Origin of the sequence: Enterobacter sp. I4 (assembly GCF_022669095.1) — a bacterium.
GTDB lineage: Bacteria > Pseudomonadota > Gammaproteobacteria > Enterobacterales > Enterobacteriaceae > Enterobacter > Enterobacter pasteurii.
This window is the reverse complement of the sequence record NZ_JALBUO010000002.1, coordinates 650,647-669,798: the sequence shown is the minus strand read 5'-3', so window position 1 is coordinate 669,798 and position 19,152 is coordinate 650,647. Positions and strand designations below refer to the sequence as shown.

The 19,152-nt window shown below is 56.6% G+C and carries 16 protein-coding genes; 7 read left to right on the top strand and 9 right to left on the bottom strand.

Annotation, left to right across the window (positions count from 1 at the left end; genetic code table 11):
• The first annotated feature begins 53 nt into the window (after positions 1 to 53).
• Complete coding sequence (gene cysQ, locus MOQ06_RS15475) at positions 54 to 794, top strand: 3'(2'),5'-bisphosphate nucleotidase CysQ (protein ID WP_242173863.1); 741 nt, start codon at positions 54 to 56, stop codon at positions 792 to 794.
• Here the strand turns inward: cysQ and MOQ06_RS15470 are convergent.
• The gene (locus MOQ06_RS15470; RefSeq protein ID WP_176608883.1) at positions 788 to 1,345 is read right to left on the bottom strand and encodes a YtfJ family protein; all 558 of its coding nucleotides are present in this window, start codon (positions 1,343 to 1,345) and stop codon (positions 788 to 790) included. The two genes, cysQ and MOQ06_RS15470, sit on opposite strands and share 7 nt — an antisense overlap.
• A 323-nt stretch (positions 1,346 to 1,668) precedes the next feature.
• Here MOQ06_RS15470 and MOQ06_RS15465 point away from each other — a divergent pair, with 323 nt between their 5' ends.
• Positions 1,669 to 1,875: a DUF1107 domain-containing protein gene (locus MOQ06_RS15465; protein WP_003856054.1), complete on the top strand. Its 207-nt coding sequence runs from the start codon at positions 1,669 to 1,671 to the stop codon at positions 1,873 to 1,875.
• 329 nt (positions 1,876 to 2,204) lie between these two features.
• Positions 2,205 to 2,615, top strand: coding sequence for a hypothetical protein (locus tag MOQ06_RS15460; RefSeq protein ID WP_242173861.1), 411 nt, complete (start codon positions 2,205 to 2,207; stop codon positions 2,613 to 2,615).
• Positions 2,616 to 2,698: 83 nt separating this feature from the next.
• Here the strand turns inward: MOQ06_RS15460 and MOQ06_RS15455 are convergent, their stop codons facing one another.
• The 6 genes from MOQ06_RS15455 to MOQ06_RS15430 all read right to left on the bottom strand — a co-directional run bounded on the left by MOQ06_RS15455 (position 2,699) and on the right by MOQ06_RS15430 (position 10,295).
• Positions 2,699 to 4,036, bottom strand: a complete 1,338-nt coding sequence (locus tag MOQ06_RS15455) for a hemolysin family protein (RefSeq protein WP_148421912.1) — start codon at positions 4,034 to 4,036, stop codon at positions 2,699 to 2,701.
• A 194-nt stretch (positions 4,037 to 4,230) separates the two neighbouring features.
• Positions 4,231 to 5,778 (bottom strand): MFS transporter, encoded by a 1,548-nt coding sequence (locus MOQ06_RS15450; RefSeq protein ID WP_242173858.1) that lies wholly within the window; start codon positions 5,776 to 5,778, stop codon positions 4,231 to 4,233.
• A gap of 39 nt (positions 5,779 to 5,817) precedes the next feature.
• On the bottom strand, positions 5,818 to 6,870 hold the full coding sequence (locus tag MOQ06_RS15445) for a Gfo/Idh/MocA family oxidoreductase (RefSeq protein ID WP_242173857.1): 1,053 nt from the start codon (positions 6,868 to 6,870) through the stop codon (positions 5,818 to 5,820).
• A gap of 9 nt (positions 6,871 to 6,879) precedes the next feature.
• Entirely contained in the window at positions 6,880 to 7,947 is a 1,068-nt protein-coding gene (locus tag MOQ06_RS15440; RefSeq protein WP_148421917.1) for a Gfo/Idh/MocA family oxidoreductase, read from the bottom strand.
• Between the two features lie 2 nt (positions 7,948 to 7,949).
• Entirely contained in the window at positions 7,950 to 9,128 is a 1,179-nt protein-coding gene (locus MOQ06_RS15435) for a Gfo/Idh/MocA family oxidoreductase (RefSeq protein WP_242173854.1), read from the bottom strand.
• Between the two features lie 15 nt (positions 9,129 to 9,143).
• Positions 9,144 to 10,295, bottom strand: coding sequence for a Gfo/Idh/MocA family oxidoreductase (locus MOQ06_RS15430; RefSeq protein WP_242173852.1), 1,152 nt, complete (start codon positions 10,293 to 10,295; stop codon positions 9,144 to 9,146).
• A 192-nt stretch (positions 10,296 to 10,487) separates the two neighbouring features.
• On the opposite strand from MOQ06_RS15430, the gene MOQ06_RS15425 reads away from it, so the two are divergent.
• Positions 10,488 to 11,546, top strand: coding sequence for a LacI family DNA-binding transcriptional regulator (locus MOQ06_RS15425; protein WP_148421923.1), 1,059 nt, complete (start codon positions 10,488 to 10,490; stop codon positions 11,544 to 11,546).
• Here the strand turns inward: MOQ06_RS15425 and msrA are convergent, their stop codons facing one another.
• Entirely contained in the window at positions 11,547 to 12,188 is a 642-nt protein-coding gene (msrA, locus tag MOQ06_RS15420) for a peptide-methionine (S)-S-oxide reductase MsrA (RefSeq protein ID WP_148421924.1), read from the bottom strand.
• Between the two features lie 224 nt (positions 12,189 to 12,412).
• Between msrA and tamA the strand changes: the two genes are divergently transcribed.
• The 3 genes from tamA to MOQ06_RS15405 are packed head-to-tail and all read left to right on the top strand — an operon-like array spanning position 12,413 to position 18,266.
• The gene (gene tamA, locus MOQ06_RS15415) at positions 12,413 to 14,146 is read left to right on the top strand and encodes an autotransporter assembly complex protein TamA (protein ID WP_148421926.1); all 1,734 of its coding nucleotides are present in this window, start codon (positions 12,413 to 12,415) and stop codon (positions 14,144 to 14,146) included.
• Positions 14,143 to 17,919 (top strand): autotransporter assembly complex protein TamB, encoded by a 3,777-nt coding sequence (tamB, locus tag MOQ06_RS15410; RefSeq protein ID WP_242173848.1) that lies wholly within the window; start codon positions 14,143 to 14,145, stop codon positions 17,917 to 17,919. Before tamA ends, tamB begins: the two co-directional genes overlap by 4 nt.
• A gap of 2 nt (positions 17,920 to 17,921) precedes the next feature.
• A complete protein-coding gene (locus MOQ06_RS15405) occupies positions 17,922 to 18,266 on the top strand; it encodes a gamma-glutamylcyclotransferase (RefSeq protein WP_148421929.1) in 345 nt (114 codons plus the stop codon).
• 155 nt (positions 18,267 to 18,421) lie between these two features.
• On the opposite strand, the gene ppa is transcribed toward MOQ06_RS15405, so the two are convergent.
• On the bottom strand, positions 18,422 to 18,952 hold the full coding sequence (gene ppa, locus MOQ06_RS15400; protein ID WP_006810347.1) for an inorganic diphosphatase: 531 nt from the start codon (positions 18,950 to 18,952) through the stop codon (positions 18,422 to 18,424).
• Between the last annotated feature and the right edge of the window lie 200 nt (positions 18,953 to 19,152).

The following is a 19,152-nucleotide window of genomic DNA, read 5'->3' as shown; positions in this document are numbered from 1 at the left end:
CGATATAACTAAAACAATAAGTTATGCCCACTGCGTTAACGAAGAGGTGGAGAATGTTAGATAAGATTTGTCAGCTCGCACGGGATGCGGGTGATGCCATCATGCAGGTGTACGACGGTGCGCAGCCGATGGACGTTGTCAGCAAGGCGGACGACTCTCCGGTTACGGCGGCGGATATCGCAGCGCATGCGGTGATCCTGAAAGGCTTACAGGCGCTGACGCCGGACATCCCGGTCCTTTCCGAAGAAGCGCCCCAGAGCTGGGACGAACGTCAGCACTGGCAGCGTTACTGGCTGGTGGATCCGCTCGACGGCACCAAAGAGTTCATCAAGCGTAACGGTGAATTTACCGTGAATATCGCCCTGATTGAAAACGGGAAAGCGGTGCTCGGCGTGGTTTACGCACCGGTGATGAAGGTGATGTACAGCGCGGCGGAAGGCAGGGCCTGGAAGGAAGAGTGCGGGGTACGTAAGCAGATTCAGGTGCGCGACGCGCGTCCACCGCTGGTGGTGATCAGCCGCTCGCACAGCGACAGCGAGCTGGAGGAGTACCTGCAGCAGCTGGGTGAACATCAGACCACGTCGATTGGCTCGTCGCTGAAGTTCTGCCTGGTGGCGGAAGGGCAGGCGCAGCTGTACCCCCGTTTTGGGCCAACGAACGTCTGGGATACCGCAGCGGGCCATGCCGTTGCCGCTGCGGCCGGTGCGCATGTGCATGACTGGCAGGGCAAGCCGCTGGATTACACCCCGCGCGAGTCATTCCTGAACCCGGGCTTCCGGGTATCACTTTACTGAGCCAGCAGCTTGTGCAGCAGGGCAACCACCTGCTGCACCTCATCCTGGGTCAGCGCGCCGTCTTTGACCCACGCTACGCGGCCCTCTTTATCCAGCACGATAACCGCTGAACTCTCTTCTTCCAGCTGCCAGGCCTTACGCGTCACGCCGTTGCTGTCGACAATAAACTGCGACCACGGATAGAGCTTCTTATTGCTCTCCAGGCTTGAACGCACAAACATCCCGGAGCCGGGAATGGCATCGTCGGTGTTCACGATGGTGGTGGTCTGATAGCGGTCGTGAGGGAATTTTGCTGACTTGATCGCCTCCACGAGTGTCGCGTTTTTCTCTTTTGCGGATGTACGACCGGCAATATGTTGTACAACTCTCACTTTGCCCGCGAGCTGCGCGCTATTCCAGGCTTTATAGCTAAACTTATCATTGTCGAGAATCAATTCTCCCCGGTCAGCAATGCCGACGGGCGGAACGCGTTGTCCTTTTTCAATGTTATGTGCGGATGCCATCAGAGGCAGCAACAGGCAAGCTGCTGCCAGGATGTTACGTAGGGTCATGGTGTTTCCTTATTGTGAGCAGGTGATCCGACCACTTGGTCATGCGCTTTAATCATAAGTGCGATCAATGGGCTTTTCCCGCAATCCCGATGCCAGTTTGCGGGCGAACGCACATATCCATGCAAAAACGACGGCATATACTGCTCTGCATCACGGTTTGCAAAGATTATTCTGAATAATTGTAATCAAACGGTAAATAAACTTATGCACACTGGGTAAGTACGAGGTTCTGGTCTATAGTCATTGGGCATCAAAATTTGCGCTCAGGACAGTCGGGCCGATTGTGGCACCGCAAGAGCGTATGATTCGCAGGAGATACAAGAATGAAAATTTTCCAACGCTACAACCCGCTTCAGGTGGCGAAGTACGTGAAGATCCTGTTCCGTGGACGGTTGTACATCAAGGATGTTGGCGCTTTTGAGTTCGATAAGGGGAAAATCCTTATCCCGAAAGTGAAGGACAAACAGCACCTGTCTGTGATGTCCGAAGTCAACCGCCAGGTTATGCGTCTGCAGACTGAGATGGCTTAACCAACGTGCTATGCAGTAGTTAAAAAGACGGCTCCCGATGGGAGCCGTTGATGTTTGTGGGGCCAGTTGAGAGGCATACCCTAAAGCCGGGAGTTTTGACCTGGTGTTATTGGTCTCAACGGGTATAACCGTGAATTGATGAAGTTAATCTTAAAATCTTTTTCAGTACTTAAAAATTGATATAAAACATTAAAATCCTGGATCGTTATTGGTCTTATTATCCATGGCATAAAGAATATCCCTCTACTTTTATAAGCGTGTAGTAAATAGCCGATCTTTTACTGTTGGCTGAGAAGAGAAGCCGTTGCGCATGGAAAAGGACTGGAAATATGATGCATCGTGATCAGGTTTTTAAAAATAAGAACATATTCGTATTATCTATGTTAGCTATTATAGGATATGGACTTTGGCGCATGTCTGGAGACTATTTTTACCTGGAACAGACAATAGTTTATCGGCATACCGTAGCGGATACGTCTATGCTCTACGTTACGGAAAGCAGCGCGGGTGCGACGACTGCTTTCGTTTACAAATATTATGTTTATTCAGCACGGAAGACCGATGAGGTTTTTTTAGAAGACATTAAAAACGGTTATGAACCTTTTCTTGTTACCACCGATCCCGGCGTAAAGATTAGCATTGAAGACAGATCTATCTTCCTTAAAGTAAGTGGGGATATTTTTAAATTTAAAAATCTGGCAGGCTCCGTCTTTATTTATCTCAACTCATCCCCCTTCTAATGACTTAAAAAATCATGTTGGTTAAATAAACGACAGCTTACGTTTTTAAATAGAAAGGGCAGCTCATCGCTGCCCTTCAAAGATTACGCCGACACCTTCTCTTCCGCGTCCGGCAGTTTCGGCACCAGCACGGTCGGTTTGCTGTCAATACGCGTCACCAGCAGCTGGTCGATGCGGTAGTTATCGATATCCACCACTTCAAACTTGTAGCCTGAGAACTTCACCGAGTCGGTGCGTTTTGGGATTTTACGCAGCATAAACATCATAAAGCCGCCGATGGTCTCGTAGTTTCCGGACTGCGGGAACTCGTCGATATCCAGCACGCGCATCACGTCTTCAATCGGCGTACCGCCGTCGATCAGCCATGAGTTCTCGTCACGCTGCACAATTTGCTCTTCCAGCCCCTGGCCGACCAGGTCGCCCATCAGCGTCGTCATGACGTCGTTGAGGGTAATAATACCTACCACCAGCGCGTACTCATTCATGATCACCGCAAAGTCTTCCCCGGCGGTTTTGAAACTTTCCAGCGCTTCGGAGAGCGTCAGGGTATCCGGCACAATCAGGGTGTTGCGGATCTGCACGCCGCTGTTCAGCGCCAGGCTCTGGTTCGCCAGCACGCGGTTCAGCAGATCTTTGGAGTCAACATAGCCGATGATATGGTCAATATCTTCGTTACAGACCAGGAACTTGGAGTGCGGATGCTGCGCCACCTTGGTCTTCAGGCTCTGCTCATCTTCATGCAGATCGAACCAGATGATGTTTTCACGGCCGGTCATGGAAGAGGGAACGGTACGGGATTCCAGTTCGAAAACGTTCTCAATGAGTTCGTGTTCCTGCTTGCGCAGCACGCCGGCCAGCGCGCCGGCTTCCACCACCGCATAAATATCGTCGGAGGTGATGTCGTCCTTACGCACCATCGGCAGCTTGAAGATGCGGAAAATGACGTTTGCCAGGCCGTTAAAGAACCACACCAGCGGGCGGAAGACGTACAGACAGAAGCGCATCGGGTTGATGATACGCAAAGCCACGGCTTCTGGCGCAATCATACCGATGCGTTTCGGGGTCAGGTCCGCGAACAAAATGAACAAACCGGTGACCAGCGAGAAGGAGAGGATGAAGCTCAGCTGCTCGGCCAGCTCTGCTGACATGTAGTTAACGAAGAGGCTATAAAACGCCGGGGAGAATGCTGCATCGCCCACGATACCGCCAAGAATGGCGACCGCGTTCAGGCCAATCTGCACCACGGTAAAGAACATGCCGGGATTTTCCTGCATTTTCAGAATGCGTGATGCGTTGATGTTGCCCTCGTCGGCAAGCAGCTTCAGTTTGATTTTACGGGAGGCGGCCAGCGAGATCTCAGATATCGAGAAAAATGCGCTGACGGCAATGAGACAAAGTATTACTAAAATACTGTTTAACATAGTTTATCCGGCGTAACGCCAGATCCTCAGAAGGGGAGTTGATACCATTCGTGTGAAGACACATTGAACTCAGCTCGTAGCGTTGAGCCGATTATTTCAGCGGTAGTATAGCGTAAAGAGATGTAAATCTGCCAGAGGTCACGTTTTCGACAAAAAAAGCCGGACCGGCACAGGGCCGATCCGGCGCAAGGGCGTTATTTTACGGGGGTTAAGCTAACATCTCCCACCGCCTGGCGGGTAGCTTCGCCGCCCCAGACCTGATCGTACTCGTAGCCCGTAAGCTGCTTTATGACCACGCGGGTGTTGGCGTCACAGTCGCGGTAATCGCCACCCAGCTTCCGACGGGCGATCTCCTTGAGCAGCACCTTGTGCGTTTCACGGGTCAGCTTGAATTTGTAGGTAGTGAAAAAGCTCACGGCCAGCAGCGCGGCGGTGGCAAAAATCATCAGGCCGATTATCGCCCCGAGGGCGCTTTCAGGCTGCGCGCCGCTGCCTTTCACAAAGCCGGACTCCTGCAACACCAGGCCGATAATCATGATGGCAATCGCGACGGTGCTTTTGCGCGTCAGCACCATCACGCCGGCAAAAATGCCTTCCCGGCGCTGCTGCGTGACGATTTCGTCGATATCCGGAATAAAGCTGTAAATATTCCACGGGATGTAATAAAGGCCGGATCGGGCGGCTCCCAGCAGGATAAAGACGGCGGAGAACAGCAGCGTCGGCACCTGTGTTTCAGTGAGATAGACCGTAAACAGGAACGCCAGCACCAGAAAGATGCAGCCATACGAGAGGCGCAGCGCGGCGGAAGGGGTTATGTTGAGCCTGTTCAATAGCAGCATAAATCCGTACGTGCCCGGCACGGAGGCAAACGCCGCAATACTCAGCCAGCCGGACACCGCTGCCGCGTCCTGGCTCAGGCAATAGACTACGTAATAGGTAAATACTGAACCAAATACGTCCATCGCGGTGAAGGAAAAAATATATATCAGAATATGCAGGCGGAACGCGCGAATACGGAATGACGAAAAGAGATCCAGAACCAGATATTTCAGGTGATTACCTATTCCGCTGCTGCGCCGGGTATCCACCTTAAAGTCCGACTCCTGATGCACGTCTTTTGCTTCCCAGGTGGTGTACCAGGTAATAAATACCGCAATACAAAAGACGCAGGAAAATATCAGGCCGGTCAGCGTATAGGTAAATGAATTATCCTTGCCGGTAAAATGCATAATTACGCCGGGGACCGACACCGCAAGAAAACCGCCCAGCTGGGAGCAGATCATACGTACGCCGGACAGGCGGCTGCGCTCTTCATAGCGGTTGGTCATTTCAGCGGCGAGGGTCTCCCATGGCACCAGCACCATCGCCGACAGCAGCTCGATAGAAAGGTAGGTGCCCAGGTAATACCAGTAGCCCATATCCGTCAGCCACAGCAGGGCATACAGGAACATGAGCGGGGAGCTGAGTAATAAGAAGAAGCGGCGACGGCCAAATTTACGCCCAAGCCAGGTATCGCCGAAATTATCGGTGATATACCCCATTATCGGGCTTAATAACGCATCAATGACGCGGGCTATGGCAAATATTGAGCCCGCTTCTACGACGGATAATCCGCAGTAGGTGGTATAAAAAAATAGCAGCCAGGTGCCGATAATGGCGAAAGCGCCTCCGCCAAAGAGGTCGGTTATGCCGTAGCCAAGCGCCACGCCATAACCCACTCTGCGTTCAGTTGGTTTAACCATAATAATATCCAGTGTAGGGTAGATGTAGAGGTTGTTTTTTTATTTCACTGCTGGACTACACGTGACGTTCTGATTATTAATATCAATCCATTGCCTTAGCTGAGACGATCGATAAAAAGCCTCCACGAGCCTGAGTGATATTCCGGCGGTACGGATATCGATAAAATCCGTATTCTCCGGGTGACGAATGGCGTGATAAAAACGGCGAATGGCCTGCTGGTGTCCTAATCCCCAGTAACTTTTCGCCGTGCCGTCGGGAGAAGCATCGCTTTCAAGACGAAACCGCTCGTCGGGCGTTATGCGCCACAGGGTGTTGTCGTTTAGCAACAGCGAGCCGCGTTCGCAGCGGATCTCCAGCCAGAGGGGGGAGTCCGCGGTGTGACAGTTGCTGGCATAAAACAGGCCGCGGGCCCCGTTGGCGAAGTGCAGCGTGGCCATCGCGCTGTCTTCCCCTTCCGTGACGTCGGCCAGCTCACCGCAGTCGACCACCCCCTTCAGCCGCGTCACGCCACCGCCGAACCACTGCATCAGGTCGAGAGTATGGATCGCCTGGTTGATCAGCAGGCTTCCGCCTTCCGTTGCCAGCTTTCCACGCCACGGGCTTTCCGTGTAGTACGCGCCAGAGCGGGACCAGGTGAGTACGGCCTTGATACTTAACATCCTGCCCAGCCCGCCCTCCGCCAGCTCCTTGCGAATGCGCAGGCTGGTAGGGTTGAGCCGGTTCTGGTAGCAGACGCCGAGCCTGCCGGGCGCCTGCGCGGCGGCGGCGGCAATGTCCGCAAGCTCGCTGCTGTTCATGCCCACCGGTTTTTCACAAAAAACATGCTTCCCGGCGGCCAGCGCCGCCAGAATCATATTTTTATGTTCGAAGTGGGGCGTGCAGATATGCACCACATCGATACTTTCATCCAGCAGCATTTCCCGGTAATCCTGATAAAAGCGGCACCGATAGTTCATCGCCAGCGTCAGTCCTTTGACGCTGTCAGTGTCTGCCAGCGCGCGCAGGGCCACGTTGGGGAGTTGCCTCAGGGCATTCACGTGGCAGCCGTGAATGGCCCCGGCGCCGATAATCGCCGCGTTGAGGTGTGTCATCTCGCCCCCTTACCCGGCCGCATTGGCGAGCATTTGCGCCTTCACGCACAGCTCGGCCGCCTTGAACGCGTGAGCCTGGGTCATGGCATTTTCGGTGCGGTGCAGGCAGTCGAGGATCAGGGCGCCAAAGTACGGGAACCCGACCTGCCCGGCGACCGGATAGCGGAACTCGCCCTCCTTATTGACGAGGTAGACCACATCCTGCTCGCCACGGGTAAGATCGACATACTTGCGGATCTCGATATAGCCGTCGGTACCGAGCAGCGTCAGGCGACCATCGCCCCAGGTGGAGAGCCCGTCAGGGGTGAACCAGTCGCAGCGGAAATAGCCGCTGGCGCCGTTTGCCCCTTTAATCATGGCGTCGCCAAAATCTTCGAAGGCCGGATGCTGCGGGTGGTTAACGTTGCGCACCTGGCTGGCCACCACGCGGGCATCGCTGTTGCCGGTAAAAAACAGGAACTGCTCGATCTGGTGGCTGCCGATATCGCACAGGATGCCGCCAAAGTAGCGACGATCGTAAAACCACGCCGGTCGGCCCGTGCCTTCCCGGTGCGGCCCCGTGCCAAGGGTTTGCACCACGCGACCAATCGCCCCCTGCTGCACCAGCTGCCCGGCAAAGACCGCGCTTTCCACGTGCAGGCGCTCGCTGTAGTAGACCGCGTATTTTCTCCCGGTTTTCTCCACCATCGCTTTGGCATCGGCCAGCTGTTCCAGCGTGGTGAGCGGCGCTTTGTCCGTGAAGTAGTCTTTGCCCGCCGCCATTGCCTTCAGCCCCAGCGCGCAACGTTCGGAGGGGATGGCGGCACCCGCGACCAGACGCACCTCGTCGTCGTTGAGTATCACCTCCAGCGACTCCGCGACTTTCGCCTGCGGGTACTGCTGGATGAATTTATCCACGTTGGCCGGGTCGGGATCGTACACCCACTTCAGCGTGGCGCCTGCTTCAATCAGGCCGTTACACATGCCGTAGATATGCCCGTGGTCGAGCGCGGCGGCGGCAAACACAAATTCACCCGCCTGTACCACCGGCTGCGGTTTGCCGACCGGCGCGTAGTTCATTCCGTCATTCTTGTTCATGGTTACAGTCCTCGATCCAGATCTTTACCCAGAGGGATAGCGCCCACTTCGCTGAAGCTGGTGACGCTTGCGGATTTTTCATAAAAACGGGGGGCGAGGGCATTAATGCCGCCGGTCAGGTAGAACGGGTCATCGCTGCGGATGGGTAAGGCGACGATACTGCGGGTGATGGCCGACTTGTAAATTGCGGTTATCAGCTCCAGCGAGCGCTTACCCTGCACGCCGTCCACCAGCGGGGCCGTGCCGCGCTCAATGCTCTGGAGCAGGTCGTTAATCTGCCCGGCGTGGAGCGTCCATGCGAGCCTGGGTGTCTCCTGAAACACGGCGTTTAGCCGCGCTTCGCGTTCAGCGTCACTGGTCTCCTGCGGGAACCCGTTGTCGGCGCTTACGCTGGCAAAAGCCTGCCACGGCGCGGAGATGCGCGCCTTATCGCCCTGAATAATGATTTTCTGATCTTCGCCGTGGTGCACCACCGAAGCCGTAAGCTGCGTGAGCGCGCCGCTGGGGTATTTAAATATCGCGGCGCTAAGATCTTCCACCTCGGCGTTATCGTGGGCCACGTTGCTCATCATCGCCACCACCTCAGACGGAAAACCGAGCATCCACTGAATGGCGTCAATGTGGTGCACCGCGTGGTTAAGCGTGCAGCCGCCCCCCTCTTTTTCCCACGTGCCGCGCCACCACAGGTCGTAGTAGCAGTGCCCGCGCCACCAGAACGAATCTACCTGCGCATGGCAGATCTTCCCGGCGAGGCCGGAATCCACCGCCGCTTTTAAGCGCCAGAAGGCATCGGTGAAGCGGTTCTGGGCAATAACCGAGAGCATTTTTCCGCTGGCCTGCTGTGCGGCGATCATCGCGTCGCACTCCTCCAGCGAGGCGGCCATCGGTTTTTCACACAGCACATGGCGGCCCGCACGCAGCGCATCAATGCTGATTTGCGCATGAACATAGGGCGGGGTGCAGACGTCAACGATGTCCAGCGCGACCGTTTCTTCCAGCATCTGCTGATGGCTGGCGAACACGCGTGCCTCCGTCAGGCCGTAGCGCGCTTTTTTCTCCTCCGCTTTCTCCGGGTAGATATCAACCAGCGCGACAATCCGGCAGCGCTGTCCAAACTGCAAATAACCCTGAATATGGTTATGGGCAATGTTGCCCGTTCCCACAATGGCGACATTTAGCATCGATTTTCTCCGGCGTTACCAGTTGCCCGAGGCGTCCAGCGTGATGCTGGCGGCCCCTTTATCTACAGAGGTGCTGATGCGCTGCTGAAGCAGGCGCAGATACTGTTTTTCATTCAGCGGCAGTTCAACCCAGTCGTCGGTCCAGGTCGAGAGGTGCATAGCGTTTGAGAGCGTTAAGCCGCGAATGCCGTCCAGACCCGGCGCAATTAGCGGTTCGCCGCGCAGCACGGCGGCGCAGAAGTTGGCGGTGATAACGTGATGCTCGCTGTATTCAGGGGCTACGGGGAGGGTGACTTCCCAGCATTCCGGCTCGCCAAAGCCATTCTGCCAGCGGGCGTTAAACGCGGTTTCCGATTCGCGCAGCCGCCAGTAGCGCAGTTTCCCTTCCTCAACGACGACTTTGCCGCGATCGCCCACGATCTCCAGGCGGTTGGTACCCGGCGTTTCCGCGACGGTGGTAATGAACACGCCGGTCGCGCCGTTGGCGTACTCCGCATAGGCGGTGACCTCGTCTTCCACTTCGATATCGCGATGTTTGCCGAACTGGCAAAACGCGCGCAGACGAACCGGCATGCCCACCAGCCACTGCCACAGATCGAGCTGATGCGGATCCTGATTGAGCAGCACGCCGCCGCCTTCGCCTTTCCAGGTGGCGCGCCAGCCGCCGGAGTTGTAATAACTTTGCGAGCGATACCAGTTGGTGATGATCCAGTTGGAGCGGCGGATCTCGCCCAGCTCGCCGCTGTCGATCAGATCTTTCACTTTCTGATACAGCGGGTTGGGCCGCTGGTTATACATGATGCCGAACACCACGTCGCACTCGCGGGCGCAGGCGTTCATCTCCTGCACCTGCGCGGTATAAACGCCTGCCGGCTTCTCGCACAGGGTATGAACGCCGTGACGCATCGCCAGCATCGACAGGCGCGGATGGTCGTAATGCGGCGTAGCGACAATGACCGCATCGATAAGCCCGCTCTGGAGCATCTCCTGCGCGTCACTGAACAGCGGAAGGGTGCCAACCAGCTGACGAATGGCGGGATGCTTATCCACCGCGTTATCGCACACCGCGGTCAGGCAGGCGTCGCTGACGGTACCGGCCAGTAAATAGCGCGCGTGAACCGTACCGATATTACCTATACCAATAATGCCAAAACGTACCTTCTCCATGTCTCACCTTAATTTCAGCCAAAAAGCGTGATGACCGAAAAATAGGAAAGGCGAGCCGCAGCGACAATGTGTTTTTGTGAGAATACTCGCAAGGTCAATAAGTAAACTCTAACCGTTTTGAAATTTAGTTTTAAAATCAATGCGCTGTTTCTGCAAATATTTGCAAAAACTGATTGAGAGCGAGGTCACACTATGCCGGGCAGGTTAAAAATGGAGGAGATCGCCTCCCTGACGGGGTATTCCGTGAGCACGGTTTCCAGAGTGTTAAGCGGCAAGTCTTACACCAGCGACAGGGCCCGGGAGGCGATTGTCCGCACCGCGCGGGAGCTTGGCGTGCTGGAATCGATGGCGAGCGGGCGGCTCTTAATTAACGGCATCGCGGTATTTGCTCCCGAAAGAACCTTTCAGGGGCGCGGGGATATTTTTTATCTGGAAGTGACCAAAGGTATTGCCGAGGCCAGCGCGCCGCACAATGTCTGGATCAGCTATTGCGGATTAGAGGAACAGCATGCGGATGTGAAATTATTTATGGAAAAAGCCAGCCATAAAAATATTAACGCGATCATTATCATTGGTACGGATGATTCCACCATATTTAAGCTGGCCAGTACGCTAAATAAACCCTGCGTATTAATTAATTCCGTCGACCGGGATCGGGTGCTGGATTCCGTTTCTCCCGATCACCGCGCGATTGGCTTTACCACCATGCAGTATCTCTTCGAGCAGGGGCACCGGCGGGTGCTGACCATCACCTGCTTGCGCCGGGACACGCTCTATGCGCGGCTGGACGGCATAAAAGAGGCGTACCGGCATTTTCACGTGGCGTTTGAGCCGCAGCGGGACCTGCTGGTCACGGAGTGGTTTACGGCGGAGGAGGCTGAACGCGAGCTTGACGCATGGCTGTCAGGCCACGACAGAGCGCAGTGGCCCGAGGTGATTTTTCCCAACAGCACCAGCATGACGGAGGGCGTGCTCAGGGCACTCCGGCGCCACGGGCTGCGCGTGCCGGAAGATATCTCCATTATCACTACCGATTTTGCATGGAACTTAGCCAACCGGCTGGAAAAGCCGATTACGGGGATTGCGGTGCCCTGCCGGGAGCTGGGTATAGAGGCGGTGCATTTGGTGCAGACGCGGCTCAACCGGCCGCAGGCGCCGGTCTTTAACCTGCTGTTGCAGGGGAAAGTGCTGGATTACGGTTCGGTGAGCAACGCCACGCGCCACGCGGCTCGCGTGGCGCTGGATCGGTAGTCAGGCCTGCTGCGGCGGCAGGCAAACGCCGATGCCGCCGATGCCGCAGTAGCCGTACGGATTTTTATGCAGATACTGCTGGTGGTCGTCCTCGGCATAGTAGAACGGTTTCGCGGTGGCGATTTCGGTCGTCACCTGGCGTTTATCACCCGCTGCCTGCATCGCTTCCTGGAAGCGCGTCAGGCTGGCACGGGCGGCGGCCTCCTGCTCGGGGGTGAGCGGATAGATGGCCGAGCGGTACTGGGTGCCGTGATCGTTACCCTGACGCATGCCCTGCGCCGGGTCATGGTTTTCCCAGAACACCTGGAGCAGCTGTTCATAGCTGATGACGCCCGGGTCATACACCACGCGGACCGCTTCGGCATGGCCGGTCTCACCGGAACAGACTTCGCGATAGGTTGGGTTAGGCGTATACCCTCCGGTATAGCCCGCCGCGGTGCTGTACACGCCCGGCAGCTGCCAGAAGAGGCGTTCCACGCCCCAGAAGCAGCCCATGGCGAACAGGGCGATCTCCATTCCATCAGGAACGTTTGTCATTGAATGGTTGTTTACGGCGTGTAATGTTGCCACGGGCATAGGGGTGTTGCGTCCCGGTAACGCATCGGCCTGTGATACCAGATGCTTTTTATCGAATAAACTCACGGTGGGGCCTCCCGGGTGGCGTTGTTTCGGTTAAGGTTGTCACGACGCGTTTAATTGAACACAATAAATGCGATGAATGAGTCTAGATTTAATCATAAGAAATATTTGGGTGTTACACCCTTTTTCAACCCGTTATTTGGGTTTTTGGCCACCAGGCCGTATTTTGCCGCGGAGCGGCACTGCATTTGCTTCCAGGGTGGAAACAGGGATATTCAGGAGAAAACGTGACAAAGATCCGCCAGTTATGTTTGGTCAGTTTAATGCTGACAAGCGGGATTGCCAGCGCGGCGAATGTCCGTTTGCAGGTTGAGGGGCTATCCGGGGCGCTGGAAAAAAACGTGCGTGCGCAGCTTTCCACCATCCAGAGCGACGAAGTGACGCCGGACCGGCGTTTTCGCGCGCGCGTGGATGACGCCATCCGTGAGGGCCTAAAGGCGCTGGGGTATTACGAGCCCACCATCGATTTCGATTTACGCCCGCCGCCGGCCAAAGGGCGGCAGGTGCTGATTGCCCGCGTTTCGCCGGGCGAACCCGTTTTAATTGGCGGCACAAACGTGGTGCTGCGCGGCGGTGCGCGTACGGATCGGGATTATCTCGACCTGCTCAGCACCCGCCCGAAAGTGGGCACCGTCCTGAATCACGGTGATTACGACCGCTTTAAAAAGTCGCTCACCAGCGTCTCGCTGCGCAAAGGCTACTTCGACAGCCAGTTCAATAAAAGCCAGCTGGGCGTCGCGCTGGAGCGGCGTCAGGCGTTCTGGGATATCGATTACGACAGCGGCGAGCGCTATCGGTTTGGCGACGTAACCTTCGAAGGCTCGCAGATCCGCGAAGAGTACCTGCAAAACCTGGTGCCGTTCAAAAAGGGCGACTACTACCAGTCCAGCGATCTGGGCGAGCTTAACCGCCGTTTGTCCGCCACCGGCTGGTTTAACTCGGTGGTGGTGGCGCCAGAGTTTGAGAAGTCCCGTAAAACGAAGGTCTTACCGCTGCATGGCGTGGTCTCTCCGCGCACCGAGAACACCATTGAGACGGGTGTCGGCTACTCCACGGATGTCGGCCCACGGGTGAAAGCCCAGTGGAGAAAGCCGTGGATGAACTCCTACGGCCACAGCCTGACCACCAGCGTCAGCCTCTCGGCACCCGAGCAGCAGCTGGACTTCAGCTATAAAATGCCGCTGCTGAAAAACCCGCTTGAGCAGTATTACCTGCTTCAGGGCGGCTTTAAGCGCACCGATTTGAACGATACCGAGCAGGACTCGACGACGCTTGCGGTATCCCGCTTCTGGGATCTCTCCAGCGGCTGGCAGCGCGCCATCAACCTGCGCTGGAGCCTCGACCACTTTACCCAGGCAAACGTCACCAACACCACCATGCTGCTTTATCCGGGGGTGATGATCAGCCGTACCCGCTCGCGCGGCGGCCTGATGCCAACCTGGGGCGATTCGCAGCGCTACTCCATTGATTATTCCAATACGGCCTGGGGATCGGACGTGGACTTCTCGGTGGTACAGGCGCAGAACGTCTGGATCCGCACCCTGTACGACAAACACCGCTTCGTGGTTCGCGGCAACCTCGGCTGGATTGAAACCGGCGACTTTGAGCGCGTTCCGCCGGATCTGCGCTTCTTCGCCGGGGGCGACCGCAGCATTCGCGGGTATAAGTACAAATCGATCTCGCCTGAAAACGAAAAAGGGCAGCTGACCGGGGCATCTAAGCTGGCGACCGGCTCGCTGGAGTACCAGTACAACGTCAGCGGCAAATGGTGGGGCGCCATGTTTGTCGACGGTGGTGAAGCGGTGAACGACATCCGCCGCAGCGATTTCAAAACCGGCGCGGGCGTGGGCGTGCGCTGGCAGTCACCGGTCGGGCCGATCAAGCTCGATTTCGCCGTTCCGGTGGGTGACAAAGACGAACACGGTTTACAGTTTTACATCGGTCTGGGGCCTGAATTATGAGTTTATGGAAGAAAATAAGCCTCGGAGTGCTGATTTTTATCGTATTGCTGCTTGGTGCGGTGGCGTTTCTGGTGGGCACCACCACCGGCCTGCACCTGCTGTTTAACGCCGCGAACCGCTGGGTGCCGGGGCTTGAAATCGGTCAGGTGACGGGCGGCTGGCGCGATCTGCGGCTGAAAAATATCCGTTACGAACAGCCCGGCGTGGCGGTAAACGCCGGTGAGTTTCATCTGGCGGTGAAGCTGGGCTGCCTGCGGGATAGTCAATTGTGCGTAAACGATCTGTCGTTAAAAGACGTTAACGTGGCGATAGATTCCGAGAAAATGCCAAAGTCTGCGCCGGTCGAGGAAGAGGATAGCGGCCCGCTTAATCTCTCCACGCCGTACCCGATCGCGCTCAGTCGGGTGGCGCTGGACAACGTCAATGTCAAAATCGACGATACGACGGTGTCCGTGATGGACTTTACCTCCGGCCTGCGCTGGCAGGAGAAAAACCTCACCCTGACGCCAACCTCCCTGCAGGGGCTGCTGATTGCGCTGCCGAAGGTCGCTGACGTTGCGCAGGAAGAGATCGTTGAGCCGAAGATCCAGAACCCGCAGCCGGAAGAAAAACCGCTGGGTGAAACCCTGAAAGCGCTCTTCTCGAAACCGGTTCTGCCGGAGATGACCGACGTGCATCTGCCGCTGAATCTCAATATCGAATCGTTCAGGGGCGAGCAGCTGCGTCTTACCGGGGATACCGATCTGACGGTCTATAACATGCTGCTTAAGGTCAGCAGCATCGACGGCAACATGAAGCTCGACGCGCTGGATATCGACACTAACCAGGGCTCGGTGAACGCCTCCGGCAACGCGCTGCTGCGCGACAGCTGGCCGGTGGATATCACGCTTAACAGCGCCCTGAACGTCGATCCGCTGAAGGGCGAGAAGGTGAAGGTGAAGGTTGGCGGTGCGCTGCGCGACAAGCTGGAGTTCGGCGTAAACCTCTCCGGCCCGGTGGATATGGTGCTGCGGGGGCAAACCCGGCTGGCGGAGGCCGGTTTACCGCTCAATCTTGAGCTCGTCAGCAAGCAGCTTTACTGGCCGTTTACCGGCGAAAAACAGTTCCAGGCCGACGATCTGAAGCTGAAGCTAAGCGGCAAAATGACCGACTACACGCTGTCGTTCCGTACGGCAGTGAAGGGGCAGGGGGTACCTCCCGCCAATATCACCCTCGATGCGAAGGGCAACGAGCTGCAGGTTAACCTCGACAAGCTGACCGTAGCGGCGCTGGAAGGGAAAACCGAGCTGACCGCGCTGCTCGACTGGCAGCAGGCGATCAGCTGGCGCGGCGAGCTGAAGCTGACCGGCATCAACACCGCCAAAGAGGTGCCGGACTGGCCGTCAAAACTGGATGGTCTGATCAAAACCCGCGGCAGCCTGTACGGCGGCACCTGGCAGATGGACGTGCCGGAGATCAGGCTCACCGGCAACGTGAAGCAGAACAAGGTTAAGGTCGAAGGTTCGGTTAAGGGCAACAGCTATCTCCAGTGGGTGATCCCGGGCCTGCACGTGGCGCTCGGCCGCAACACGGCGGACATTAAGGGCGAGCTGGGGGTGAAAGACCTGAATCTGGATGCCACCATCGACGCGCCGAATCTTGATAACGCCCTGCCCGGGCTGGGCGGCACGGCGAAGGGGTTAGTGAAGGTTCGCGGTACGGTTGAAGCGCCGCAGCTGCTGGCAGACATCACCGCCAATAACCTGCGCTGGCAGGAGCTCTCCATCGCCCGCGTGCGGGTCGACGGCGACGTGAAGTCCACCGATCAGATTGGCGGAAACCTGGACCTGCGCGTGGAGCGTATCTCCCAGCCTGACGTGAACATCAGCCTGGTGACGCTGGCGGCCAAAGGTAACGAAAAGCAGCACGATCTCCAGCTGCGCGTGCAGGGCGAGCCGGTCTCCGGTCAGCTCCACCTGGCAGGCAGTTTTGACCGTGAAGCGACGCGCTGGAAAGGCGTGCTGGATAACACCCGCTTCAGCACGCCGGTAGGGCCGCTGGTGCTGTCACGCTCTGTCGCGCTGGACTATCGCAATGCGGAGCAAAAGATCAGCATTGGGCCACACTGCTGGACCAACCCGAATGCCGAGCTGTGCGTGCCGCAGACCATTGATGCGGGGGCGGAAGGGCGCGCGCAGATCAACCTCAACCGTTTCGACCTGGCGATGCTGAAACCGTTTATGCCGGAAACCACTCAGGCCAGCGGCGTCTTTAGCGGTAAAGCGGACGTGGCGTGGGACACCACCAAAGAGGGGCTGCCGCAGGGTAGCGTTACGCTCTCCGGGCGTAACGTGAAGGTGACGCAGGAGGTCAACGACGCGCCGCTGCCCGTGGCGTTTGACACCCTGAACCTGAATGCCGACCTGCGTAACAACCGCGCCGAGCTGGGATGGCTTATCCGCCTGACCAACAACGGCCAGCTTGACGGACAGGTGCAAATCACCGATCCGCAGGGCCGACGCAATCTTGGCGGCAACGTCAATATTCGCAACTTCAACCTGGCGATGGTGAACCCGATTTTCTCGCGCGGGGAAAAGGCGGCGGGCATGCTCAGCGCCAACCTGCGCCTGGCGGGGGATGCGCAAAGCCCGCAGCTGTTCGGCCAGATGCGGTTAAACGGTGTGGATATCGACGGTAACTTTATGCCGTTCGATATGCAGCCAAGCCAGCTTGCGATGAACTTTAACGGCCAGAGCTCAACCCTCAGCGGTTCAGTGCTGACGCAGCAGGGGCAAATTAACCTGAGCGGTGACGCAGACTGGAGCCAGCTCGACAACTGGCGCGCCCGTATTGCGGCCAAGGGCAGCAGGGTTCGCATCACGGTACCGCCGATGGTGCGGCTGGACGTGTCGCCAGACGTGGTCTTTGAGGCGACGCCAAGTCTCTTCACGCTGGATGGCCGCGTTGACGTGCCGTGGGCGCGCATCGTCGTGCACGAGGTGCCGGAAAGCGCGGTCGGCGTCTCCAGTGATGAAGTGATGCTCGATGAAAATCTGAAACCTCTTGAACAGAAGAGTGCCGGCATACCGATCAATAGTAATCTTATCGTGCACGTGGGGAATAACGTGCGTCTGGACGCGTTTGGGCTGAAGGCGAGGCTCACGGGCGATCTGAAAGTGGCGCAGGATCAGCAGGGGCTTGGCCTGAACGGGCAAATCAATATTCCTGAAGGGCGCTTCCATGCCTACGGCCAGGATTTGATTGTGCGTAAAGGCGAGCTGCTGTTCTCCGGTCCGCCGGATCAGCCGGTCCTTAACATCGAGGCGATTCGTAACCCGGACGCCACCGAAGATGACGTGATTGCGGGCGTGCGCGTTACCGGCTCCGCCGACGAACCTAAGGCTGAAATCTTCTCAGACCCGGCCATGTCGCAACAGGAAGCGCTCTCGTACCTGCTGCGCGGTCAGGGTCTGGATAGCCAGCAGGGCGATGGCGCGGCAATGACGTCAATGTTAGTGGGTCTGGGGGTTGCACAAAGTGGTCAGGTTGTGGGTAAAATCGGCGAGACGTTTGGCGTAAGCAATCTGGCGCTGGACACTCAGGGCGTGGGTGACTCTTCGCAGGTAGTGGTCAGCGGCTATGTTCTGCCGGGCCTGCAGGTAAAATATGGCGTGGGGATCTTTGACTCGCTGGCTACACTCACGTTACGTTATCGCCTGATGCCTAAGCTATATCTGGAAGCAGTGTCCGGCGTAGACCAGGCACTTGATCTGCTCTATCAGTTTGAGTTTTAGCAATGCGAATATTTGTTTACGGCAGTTTACGAACCAAGCAAGGCAACAGCCACTGGATGACCAACGCCCAGTTGCTGGGAAATTACACAATCGAAAACTACCAGTTGTACAGTCTGGGCCACTATCCAGGCGCGGTTCCGGGGAACGGAACGGTACAGGGTGAAGTTTATCGTATTGATAATGCTACGCTGGCCGAACTTGATGCCTTGCGCACCAGGGGCGGTGAATACGCTCGCCAGCTGATCCAGACGCCTTACGGCAGTGCATGGATGTACGTGTACCAGCGTTCGGTTGACGGGTTAAGGCTGATTGAAAGCGGTAACTGGTTAGACAGAGACCAGTACTGAAAAACGACAACGCCACCGTAAGGTGGCGTTGTTTTTTGTGCGCTGGCCCGCAGCCTGTTGCGTAATGTTCTTCCGCTATCATGTGAAGAAGAGGAAGTTAAGGCGCCAGCCATAAAAAAGCCCCGACGCGCGGGGCTTAGCATCAGCGGTACGAATTACTTCTTAGCAGCGCGTTCGAAAGACGCGATGATTTCTGCTTTCGCAGCTTCTGCGTTATCCCAACCTTCAACTTTAACCCATTTGCCTTTTTCGAGGTCTTTGTAGTGCTCGAAGAAGTGGGCGATCTGCGCTTTCAGCAGCTCTGGCAGGTCGTTCACATCTTTAATGTGATCGTACTCTTTGCTCAGCTTGGTGTGCGGTACGGCAACCAGCTTCGCATCTTCACCCGCTTCGTCGGTCATTTTCAGCACGCCAACCGGGCGGCAGCGAATGACGGAACCTGGCTGCAGTGGGTACGGCGTTGGGACCAGTACGTCAACCGGGTCACCGTCCAGAGACAGGGTGTGGTTGATGTAGCCGTAGTTGCACGGATAGAACATGGCGGTAGACATGAAACGGTCAACGAACAGCGCACCGGTGTCTTTGTCGATTTCGTATTTGATTGGATCTGCGTTGGCCGGGATTTCGATAACCACGTAGATGTCTTCTGGCAGTTCTTTACCCGCTGGGACGTTGAGTAAGCTCATGTCGGTGTCCTTTAAAATGGATGGTAAACAAGTGGCAAGTATTATAGCCAACTGGCGCTGAAAGTCTCCGCCTGTTTTCGTCTTCTCTCCCTCCTCCCGTCACTTTTCGGACCGTTTCCATGACAGGATAATCCATAAACTCAGCCGCATTTTAAATGTTGAAATGAAAGCGATTACAAACTTGTGATTAACGTTTTATT

What these genes read in the sequence shown, in the direction of transcription:
- cysQ (WP_242173863.1), top strand. Translation starts at nt 54, where the DNA reads ATGTTAGATAAGATTTGTCAGCTCGCACGGGATGCGGGTGATGCCATC.
- MOQ06_RS15470 (WP_176608883.1), bottom strand. Translation starts at nt 1,345, where the DNA reads ATGACCCTACGTAACATCCTGGCAGCAGCTTGCCTGTTGCTGCCTCTG.
- MOQ06_RS15465 (WP_003856054.1), top strand. Translation starts at nt 1,669, where the DNA reads ATGAAAATTTTCCAACGCTACAACCCGCTTCAGGTGGCGAAGTACGTG.
- MOQ06_RS15460 (WP_242173861.1), top strand. Translation starts at nt 2,205, where the DNA reads ATGATGCATCGTGATCAGGTTTTTAAAAATAAGAACATATTCGTATTA.
- MOQ06_RS15455 (WP_148421912.1), bottom strand. Translation starts at nt 4,036, where the DNA reads ATGTTAAACAGTATTTTAGTAATACTTTGTCTCATTGCCGTCAGCGCA.
- MOQ06_RS15450 (WP_242173858.1), bottom strand. Translation starts at nt 5,778, where the DNA reads ATGGTTAAACCAACTGAACGCAGAGTGGGTTATGGCGTGGCGCTTGGC.
- MOQ06_RS15445 (WP_242173857.1), bottom strand. Translation starts at nt 6,870, where the DNA reads ATGACACACCTCAACGCGGCGATTATCGGCGCCGGGGCCATTCACGGC.
- MOQ06_RS15440 (WP_148421917.1), bottom strand. Translation starts at nt 7,947, where the DNA reads ATGAACAAGAATGACGGAATGAACTACGCGCCGGTCGGCAAACCGCAG.
- MOQ06_RS15435 (WP_242173854.1), bottom strand. Translation starts at nt 9,128, where the DNA reads ATGCTAAATGTCGCCATTGTGGGAACGGGCAACATTGCCCATAACCAT.
- MOQ06_RS15430 (WP_242173852.1), bottom strand. Translation starts at nt 10,295, where the DNA reads ATGGAGAAGGTACGTTTTGGCATTATTGGTATAGGTAATATCGGTACG.
- MOQ06_RS15425 (WP_148421923.1), top strand. Translation starts at nt 10,488, where the DNA reads ATGCCGGGCAGGTTAAAAATGGAGGAGATCGCCTCCCTGACGGGGTAT.
- tamB (WP_242173848.1), top strand. Translation starts at nt 14,143, where the DNA reads ATGAGTTTATGGAAGAAAATAAGCCTCGGAGTGCTGATTTTTATCGTA.
- MOQ06_RS15405 (WP_148421929.1), top strand. Translation starts at nt 17,922, where the DNA reads ATGCGAATATTTGTTTACGGCAGTTTACGAACCAAGCAAGGCAACAGC.
- ppa (WP_006810347.1), bottom strand. Translation starts at nt 18,952, where the DNA reads ATGAGCTTACTCAACGTCCCAGCGGGTAAAGAACTGCCAGAAGACATC.